We start from the raw sequence: 8,911 nt of genomic DNA, 5'->3' as shown, positions 1-8,911 counted from the left end.
GGGTGCGGCGGCGTCCGTCGGCGACGTGCGGGAAGCGCAGGGGGGTGCCTTCGCGGCGGAGCATCGGGTTGCGCTGGACGGCGGCGGGGAGCGGGCCGGGGCGGGGCGCGGCGACCTCATCGTCGCGGGGTGGCGCCGTCACCAGGAGGTGGCGTCGTCCAGCGACTGCTGCCAGTAGGTGACCTTGAGGGAGTCGTCCACGTAGACGCCCTTCTCCGGCAGCGACGGGTGGGCCCCGGCGCCGACGCTCCCGCTGCCGGAGGGGCCGCGGAAGTAGACGACCAGGGACGTGGCAGTGCGGCCGTTCGAGCCGTTGGTGCCGTCGGTGGAGGACAGGTCGACGGACGCGTAGCCGGACTCGCCGGGCTTCAGCGTGACGACGGCCTGCGGCTTCGACTCGGCGATGACCGGGGGCACGGACTGGTCCTCGCCGAACCGCACGGCCGGGTAGCCGTCGAGGTAGCAGGTGACGGGGCCGGTGTTGGTCACCGTGAGCAGCAGGTGGTTCACCGGGCGGTTGAGCGGGGCGGCGACCGTCTTGGTGTTGGCGGCCTGGCAGGTGGTCGGGGCGGCGGGCGCGGAAGGCGCGGCAGGCGCGGCAGGCGCGGCAGGCGCGGAGGTCATCGGCGCGGGGGTCTTCGGAACGGCGGCCGGGGTCTTGCCGGCCGCGCCGACGGACGTGGGGGCCGCCGGCGAGGCGGGTGCGGTGGCCCTAAGCGACGGGCCGGTGGACGTCGCGATGTCCCCGTTGTCGTTGCACGCGGCCAGCGAGAGGGCGGCGACCACGACGGTCGCGGCGACGGTGATCGGACGGGTGCGGGAGGTACGGACGGACATGAGGTCGCGCCCCTTTCGGCCTTCGGTCGGACGGTGCGTCCATCGGATGACCGAAGCCTGCGGAACCATCCGTCCCAGCCGCCACGTCTGACGGGGCGATAGGTAGGGTGGAACGGCGAACCGAGCTCTGACCAGCGCGACTTGGACGAGCCTGGAACGCCGGAACGGGACGCGGGGGGATCGGAGGGGACGGGTGTCGGAGGGCACGGGGACCGCGGAGGCGGAGGAGTTCGCGCGGTTGCTGAGCGGACTCAAGACCCGCTCGGGACTGAGTTACGGAACGCTGGCCAAGCGCCTGCACACGAGCACGTCGACGCTGCACCGCTATTGCAACGGCACGGCGCTGCCCAACGAGTACACGCCGGCGGAACGCTTCGCACGGGTCTGCCGGGCGACGCCGGAGGAGCTCGTGGAGCTGCACCGGAGCTGGATCCTGGCGGACGCGGCGCGGGCTCGTCGGAGTGCCCCGACCGCACCTCCCGAGGCCCACGCGGAGCCGGCCGTCGACGAGCCGGCCGTCGAGGAGCCTGCCGTCGAGGCGGCGGCGGAGTCCGCTCCGCCACGGCGCCGCCGGAACGCGCTGATCGCCTCCGCCGCGGCCGTCGCCGTGGTGGCCGCCGCAGTGATCGTCGTGCGCCCCGCGATCTGGGGTGCCGGCAGCGATGCGGACGGACGGCAGGAGACCGGCGCGACGGTGTCGGCTGGTCCGGCGGGTACGGCTACGGCTACGGCTACGGCGGATACGGCCACCGCACCGGAATCGCCCCTTCCCCTCCCCGCCGCCTCCACCGCCGCGGCCGCCGTCACGCCCGCGCCGCCGAGCCCCACCCCCACCGCCGACGCGCCGGCGCCGCTCACCGTCGGCATCCGCCCGTACGTCTACGCCGACCCGTGCAGCCAGCACTTCCTCGTCAACAGCGCGCCCGCCCAGGTCGGCCCGCCGGCCACCGAGCGCGACGCCCCGCGCTGGGCCGCCGCCTACGGCGCGGTCTCCTCCCGCGAACAGCAGGTCGCCCTCACCGTCCAGGGCACCGGAGCGGACACGGTCGTCCTGGAGGCGCTGCACGTGCGGATCACGGCCAAGGGCGCACCGCTCGCGTGGAACGACTACTCGATGGGGGTCGGCTGCGGCGGCGAGGTCGGGACCAAGTCCTTCGACGTCGACCTCGACCGGGGCAGTCCCGTGCTCACCGTCAAGGGCGGCCAGCGCGCATTCCCGTACAAGGTGAGCGCGTCCGACCCCGAGGTCTTCTACGTCACCGCGCACACCAAGGCGCACGACGTCCGCTGGGACCTGACGCTGGACTGGTCCAGCGGCGGCCGCCGCGGCACCGTCCGCATCGACAACGGCGGCACCCCCTTCCGCACCAGCGCCGACGTCAACCGCCCCGGCTACGACTACCCGCTGGGCTACACCGACTGGATCAAGCGGCGGCTGGACGGCTAGAACCGGTACGGAACCGCCCGGCGGTCACTCGCCGAGCTCGAAGGTGTCCGTCGCCACGCGGTACGGCCCGGAGGCGGCGGCCGAGGCCGGGTTCACCAGCACGACGAAGTCGGCGAGCGCGCTCTCCGAGGGCTTCCCGTCGGCGGTGCTCCCCGGCTCGGCCTCCCAGTCGATCAGGTGGACGACCACCGAGTGGTCGCCGTCCGCCAGGTCGAGCCGAACCGTGTCGGGCCACGGCTCACCGGCGACGGCCTCGATCCCGCTGAGACAGGCCACGCCCCGCGAGCGGAGGAGGTACGGCTTCGAGGACACGACGACGTACGCCGACTCGCGCTCGGTCAGCCGGGCGTCCGCGGCTGCGGAGCCGGCCCGGACCACGACGCCGAAGGCGCCGTCCGAGCGGATGTTGATCGGCACCAGCGCCCCGGCCCGGATGTGCCGGAGCCGGCCCTCCTCCTCCGACAGCTCCGGCTCCCAGCTCGCATGGTCGACCACCCCGGAGAACGCGGCCGGGCTCCACAGCGCGAGCATGCCCGCATCGGTGGCCACGGTCACGGGAGCGGCGGCGGGCCGGGGGTCGCTCATCGGGTTCTCCAAGATCCACGCAGCCCGAACCGGTCGGCACCGAGCCGGGCCATCCTGCCAGGGAGCCGGGCCGGCGCTCGCCCCGCCCCCTCCTTCCGGACCCGTCACCGGCGACGGTCCGGTCAGGCCTCCGCCGGCGGCGCTTCCACCGGTTGCGGGGTGAGGCGCTTGAGGCCCTTGCGGTCGTAGTAGCGCGTCATCGCGAAGCCGAAGGCCAGGGCGGCCGCGAAGCCGACCGCGATCATGATCCAGGCGCGGGTCAGCCCGGCGTCGGCGCGGGCGTCGAAGTAGAGGATGGCCCGGACGCCCGCGCTGAGCTGCCGCATCGGTTCGAAGGCGCCCAGGAAGCGGTAGAAGGCCGGGGTGGCCTCCAGCGGGATGGTCGCCCCGGAGGAGGGCAGGGCCAGGGCGATGAAGACGAACATCGACACCAGTTGCCCGATGCTGCCGAACGCCGCGTTGATGGCCTGGACGCCGAGGCCGACGGCGAGGCAGGCGCAGTAGGAGAAGATCCACAGCAGCGGGATGTGCGAGGCGTCCATGCCGAGCACGACGACGCAGGCCACCATGACCATCGACGTGGTCAGCACCGAGATCCCGGCGGTCATCACCATCTTCAGCACCAGCGTCCGGGTCCGGTCGATCGGGACGGTGGGCCGGCGGGTGTGCCAGGGGCCGATCTCGCTGTCGGCGTAGCCGAGGGCGGTGTCGACGCCGTTGTGGACCAGGTTTCCGCCGATGAACCCGGCGAGCACCAGCAGCAGCGTGTAGTAGAACGCGCTCAGTCCGAGGCCACTGTGCCTCCCGATCGGGTGGCCGACCTGGACCACTACCGTGACGGGATCGGCCAGCAGCAGCCGGGTGGTCGCGTCGGCCCCCGTCGCGGCCAGCTGTTTCCCGATGGTCAGCGAGGCCTGGTGGGCGGCGTTCTGGTTGATCTGGGACGCGAGCGAGGAGCCGAGACTGCCCACGCCCGGGTTGGTCAGCACGGTGATGGTGGGCCGCGACGTCGCACCCGACGTGGTCAGCGCCCCGACCGAGGCCGTGAAGTCCTCCGGGATCACCAGCACGCCGTAGACCTTGCCGGAGGCCAACTGGTCCTGCGCCTCGGCCCGCCCGACCTGCCGCCACTCCACCGAGCCCGCGGGGGACGCCGCGACGACCGCCCCCGTCACCTGCGCCCCGAGGTTCTGCTGCTGCCCGGGCAGCGGTGCGCCGGTGTCCGCGTCCACCACGGCGACCGGCAGGCGGTGCAGGTTGCCGTTCGGATCGAGGATGCTGCCCATGTAGAGCAGCGACAGCCCCAGCGCGACCAGCGCCGCGAGCACGGACGGGACCAGCCACAGCATCGGCCGTCGCAGCAGGGCGCCGACGCGCACCTGCGGGCGGGCGCCGTGGGACGGGGCGTTCGGGGAGGGCACGGTGGACCACGCTAGAACGACGCCGCACCGGTTCGGCGGCGCGACACGACGGCGATGGTCCGCGGTCGGCTGATCACCAGCAAGCAACCGCATCAATCAGGTCACATCTAGAACATCGTATGATGACCCAACTCCCGCGCTACGCGCGAAGAGTTCCATAGATGTTCCATTTGCCCGATTCATCTCCCGCTTCACACGCACGGAGCCACCCTCATGGACAACCTGTCCACCGTCGACGTCGACGGCGCGATAGAGACCCGCGGTATCGAACCCGTCCCCGACCACGAGCGCGGGGGCAGAGTCCGGGAGCTCTTCCCGACCTGGGTCGCGGCGAACATCAGCGTCCTGCTGCTCACCATGGGTGCCGCCCTGGTCGTGTTCAACCAGCTGAACTTCTGGCAGGTCCTGATCGTCGCGGCGTGCGCCGCGCTCGCCTCTTTCGGCATGGTCGGCGTGCTGTCGGTCTCCGGCAAGTGGGGCGGGGCGCCGGGCGCGACCCTCTCGCGGGCCACCTTCGGGGTGCGCGGCAACCTGTTCCCCGGCGCGATCCTCTGGATCGCCCGGTTCGGCTGGGAGACGATCAACGCCGTCACCGGCGCCTACGCCGTGCTGACCGTCCTCGACCTGATGTTCGGCGTCAAGAGCAACACCGCGCTGATCGTGATCACGCTGTTCGCCTTCGTCGCCTGCACCTTCCTGGTCTCCGGCATGGGCCGCAAGGCGCTGAACGTCTGCAACACCTGGTCGACGTACCTCTTCGGCCTCTTCAGCGTCCTGGTGCTGGGCTACCTGATCGCGACCATGAAGTGGAGCGAGGTCTTCGCCAAGCCCGCGGGCACCACCGCGATGATGGTCGCCGGCATCGGGACCATCGCCGCCGGCGGCATCAGCTGGGTCCCGACCGGTCCCGACTTCGCCCGCTACCTGCCGCACGCCGCGTCCGGCAAGAAGATCGTCGGCGTGACGGTCTCCGGCGCCGGCCTGGTCATGGTGCCGATGGTGCTGATGGGCGCCGTCATGGCGGTGGCCTCCCCCGGCCTGGCCGAGGCCGCGGACCCGGTCTCCTTCCTCGGCGACCTGCTGCCGACCTGGCTGGCCGTGCCCTACCTGCTCACCGCGATCGTGGGCATGCTGCTGATCAACAGCCTCTCCATGTACTCGGCCGGCTTCACCGCGCAGACCATGGGCGTCAAGCTCCCGCGCGCCCTGGCCGTCAGCATCAACGCCGTGATCTCGCTGGTCGGCGGCCTGCTGCTGATGCTGGTCGCCAAGAGCTTCCTGGGCTCCTTCATCACCTTCCTGATCCTGCTCGCCGTCTCCTTCTCGGCCTGGATCGGCGTCTACGCGGTGGACATGTACCGCCGCCGGTCGCGCGCGGTGCGCTACGACGCCGCCGCGCTGATGGACACCAGCAGGAACAGCCGCTACTGGTACGCGGGCGGCTTCTGCTGGCAGGCGATGGTGTCCTGGGTGCTCGCGCTGCTCTTCGGGCTCGCCTTCACCAAGTGCGACTGGTTCGCCGGCCCGCTCTCCGGCACCCCGGTCGGCAAGTACGGGCTCGCCTGGGCGGCGACCATCGTGATCTCCGCCGTGATCATGGCCGTGCTCCCCGAGCCCCGGGAGAACACCCCCGCCGGGCAGCCCGCCGACATCCAGGCGGAGCAGCCCGAGAAGGTCACCGCCTGACCGCACTCCAGAACACCCCCGGACCGCCCGGGCACCGACTCCCCCGAGCCGGCGCCCGGGCGGTCCGGCTTTCCCCCGCTCAGGTACGACCCGGAGCCGAACGTGCGGTGGTACTCGTGCGTACGAGCCGGTGCTTCCGGTCGTGTCGGAGGTCCAGGCCGATGTCGAGGATCGGCGAGGAGTGCGTCAGGGCTCCGACCGAGAGGTAGTCGACACCCGCCTCGGCGTACGCGCGGACCGTGTCGAGGGTCAGGCGGCCGGAGGACTCCAGCATCGCCCGGCCGTCGACCAGGGCCACCGCCTCGGCTGTCTCCGCCGGGGTGAAGTTGTCCAGGAGGATCAAGTCCGCGCCGGCCTCCAGGACTTCGGCGAGCTGAGTGAGGGTGTCGACCTCCACCTCGATCGCGAGGCCGGGAAAGCTTTCGCGGACGAGCGTGAAGGCCTCGGCCACGCCGCCCGCCGCCACCACGTGGTTGTCCTTGACCAGGGCCGCGTCCGAGAGGGACATGCGGTGGTTGACGCCGCCGCCGCAGCGGACCGCGTACTTCTCCAGGGAGCGCAGGCCCGGGGTCGTCTTGCGGGTGTCGCGGACCTCGGCCCTGGTGCCGTCGAGTGCGTCCGCCCAGGCGCTGGTGGCCGTCGCGATGCCCGAGAGGCGGCAGAGGAGGTTGAGGGCGCTGCGCTCGGCGGTGAGCAGGTCGCGGGTGCGGGCGGTGACCGAGAGGAGTTTCCGGCCCGCCTCGACGCGGTCGCCGTCCTCGACGTGGCGCTCGACCTCGAAGGTGTCCGTGCAGACCACTGAGAGCACTGCTTCGGCGATGTGGATCCCGGCGACGGTGCCCGCCTCGCGCGCGGTGAAGTCGCCTGTCGCCACGGCCTCTTCGGGGACCGTCGCGAGCGTGGTGACGTCCACGCCCCGGGCCAGGTCCTCCGCGAGTGCCGTGCGCGCGATGTCCTCGACCTCGACCGGGTCCAGGCCCGCGTCCTTGAGGAGCCGGGCGAGGACGGGGTCAAGGCCGCCCGCCTCACCGCAGTCGTCGCTGCGGCCGTCGGCCGGGAGGAGGGGAAGGTCAAAGGTGCTCACGGTCATACCTCCTGGAGAAGGGGAGGAACGGTAGGGGGGAATTCCGTGGTGTCCGTGGTGTGGACCGCGAGCGAGCGGTCCGACTGCAGCCGGACGACCAAGTGGCGGCGCCAGTCGGCGTCTTCGCGGTCCGGGTGGTCCTTGCGCCAGTGGCAGCCGCGGGTCTCCTCGCGGAGTCGGGCCGCGGCGACCAGGGCGCGGGCCACGCACAGGAGGTTCGTCGCCTCCCAGGCCTCGACGCCGGGGACGGCCGGCTCGCGGTCGTCGGGGGCCTCGGTGTCCGCGTCCGCCCTGATGGCTTCGAGGTGCGCGGCCGCCTCGGCGAGGCTCGCCGCGGAGCGGATCACTCCGGCGCCCCTCGTCATGATCCGCTGGATCGCGAGGCGGGTCTCGGGGGCCAGGAGCGGGAGCGTGGTGCCCTCGGGGATCACCGGGTCGGTGTGCTCGCGCGCGGTCGCCGTGATGTCGTCCGCGATGCGTTCCGCGAAGACCAGGCCCTCGAGGAGGGAGTTGGAGGCGAGGCGGTTGGCGCCGTGGACCCCGGTGCACGCGACCTCGCCGCAGGCGTAGAGGCCGGGGACCGTGGTGCGGCCACGCAGGTCGGTCCGTATGCCACCCGACGCGTGGTGGGCGGCCGGAAAGACGGGAATCGGCTCCGTGACCGGGTCGATGCCGTGGCTGCGGCAGACGGCGAGGATCGTGGGGAAGCGGCTCTCCCACATCTCCGCGCCGAAGTGACGGGCGTCCAGGTACACGTGCTCGGTGCCGTGGAGCTGCATCTGGCGCGTGATGCCCTTGGCGACGATGTCGCGGGGGGCGAGTTCGGCCAGTTCGTGCTGCCCGAGCATGAACCGGGTGCCCGTCGCGTCGACCAGGTGGGCGCCCTCACCCCGTACCGCCTCGGACACCAGGGGCTGCTGGCCCCCCGCGCCCGGCCCCAGGTAGAGGACCGTGGGGTGGAACTGGACGAATTCGAGGTCGGCGATGTCGGCTCCGGCGCGCAGGGCGAGTGCCACGCCGTCTCCGGTGGAGACCGAGGGGTTGGTCGTCGCGGAGTAGACCTGGCCGATGCCGCCCGTCGCGAGGACGACGGCCGGGGCGCGGACCGCGCCGACGCCGTCGTGCCGGCCCTCGCCCATGACGTGCAGGGTGACGCCGGCCGTACGGCCTTCGGCGTCCGTCAGCAGGTCCAGGACCAGGGCGTTCTCGATCGTCCGGACCACTGCGGCACGGACCGCTTCGACCAGGGCGCGGGAGACTTCCGCGCCCGAGGCGTCGCCGCCCGCGTGGACGATGCGGCGGCGATGGTGGCCGCCCTCACGGGTGAGCTGGAGGTCGCCCTCGGGCGAGGTGTCGAAGTGGGCGCCGGCGGCGATGAGGCGGCGTACCGCGTCGGGACCCTCGGTGACCAGGGCGCGGACCGCGCTCTCGTCGCAGAGTCCGGCCCCCGCGACCAGCGTGTCGGCCAGGTGCTGCTGAGGGGAGTCGCCCTCGCCGAGCGCGGCCGCGATGCCGCCCTGGGCCCAGCGGGTGGAGCCGTCGTCCAGGCGGGCCTTGGTGACGACGACGGTGCGCAGGCCGGCTGCCGTGCAGCGGAGGGCCGCGGTGAGGCCCGCCACGCCGGAGCCGACGACCACGACGTCCGCGTCGATCGACCAGCCCGGGGCCGGTGCGTGCAGGCGTATGCCGGTCGCGGTCGGTGTTCCGGTTCCTGTTGCGGTCATTCGGTGCCCCCTCGAGATTGTTTCTAAATCAGAAACACGCGGTGGATGCTAGTGTTTCTGATAACGAAACACAAGGAGGACCATGCCGACACCGCGCCCAGGAACACCGGTTCGTGGATCGACGACC

The 8,911-nt window shown here is 72.4% G+C and carries 7 protein-coding genes; 2 read left to right on the top strand and 5 right to left on the bottom strand.

Features of this window, described 5'->3' with window-relative positions:
* Positions 1–138 precede the first annotated feature (138 nt).
* Positions 139–837, bottom strand: coding sequence for a DUF4232 domain-containing protein (locus ACFV4F_RS04025; protein ID WP_380500336.1), 699 nt, complete (start codon positions 835–837; stop codon positions 139–141).
* A 193-nt stretch (positions 838–1,030) separates the two neighbouring features.
* Here ACFV4F_RS04025 and ACFV4F_RS04020 point away from each other — a divergent pair, with 193 nt between their 5' ends.
* On the top strand, positions 1,031–2,284 hold the full coding sequence (locus ACFV4F_RS04020; protein WP_380500335.1) for a helix-turn-helix domain-containing protein: 1,254 nt from the start codon (positions 1,031–1,033) through the stop codon (positions 2,282–2,284).
* 24 nt (positions 2,285–2,308) lie between these two features.
* On the opposite strand, the gene ACFV4F_RS04015 is transcribed toward ACFV4F_RS04020, so the two are convergent.
* Together ACFV4F_RS04015 and ACFV4F_RS04010 are read right to left on the bottom strand one after the other, a co-directional pair.
* The gene (locus tag ACFV4F_RS04015; protein WP_380500334.1) at positions 2,309–2,869 is read right to left on the bottom strand and encodes a hypothetical protein; all 561 of its coding nucleotides are present in this window, start codon (positions 2,867–2,869) and stop codon (positions 2,309–2,311) included.
* A 122-nt stretch (positions 2,870–2,991) separates the two neighbouring features.
* Positions 2,992–4,218, bottom strand: coding sequence for a YhgE/Pip domain-containing protein (locus tag ACFV4F_RS04010; protein ID WP_380446623.1), 1,227 nt, complete (start codon positions 4,216–4,218; stop codon positions 2,992–2,994).
* A 285-nt stretch (positions 4,219–4,503) separates the two neighbouring features.
* On the opposite strand from ACFV4F_RS04010, the gene ACFV4F_RS04005 reads away from it, so the two are divergent.
* Entirely contained in the window at positions 4,504–5,976 is a 1,473-nt protein-coding gene (locus tag ACFV4F_RS04005; protein ID WP_380500333.1) for a purine-cytosine permease family protein, read from the top strand.
* 79 nt (positions 5,977–6,055) lie between these two features.
* Here the strand turns inward: ACFV4F_RS04005 and nadC are convergent, their stop codons facing one another.
* On the bottom strand, positions 6,056–7,060 hold the full coding sequence (gene nadC, locus ACFV4F_RS04000) for a carboxylating nicotinate-nucleotide diphosphorylase (protein WP_380446598.1): 1,005 nt from the start codon (positions 7,058–7,060) through the stop codon (positions 6,056–6,058).
* A 2-nt stretch (positions 7,061–7,062) separates the two neighbouring features.
* Positions 7,063–8,784 (bottom strand): L-aspartate oxidase, encoded by a 1,722-nt coding sequence (locus ACFV4F_RS03995; RefSeq protein WP_380446600.1) that lies wholly within the window; start codon positions 8,782–8,784, stop codon positions 7,063–7,065.
* Positions 8,785–8,911 lie beyond the last annotated feature (127 nt).

Source organism: Kitasatospora sp. NPDC059722 (assembly GCF_042733235.1).
Taxonomy (GTDB): domain Bacteria; phylum Actinomycetota; class Actinomycetes; order Streptomycetales; family Streptomycetaceae; genus Kitasatospora.
The sequence above is the reverse complement of the archived record's forward strand: the minus strand, read 5'-3'. Positions and strand labels throughout refer to the sequence as shown.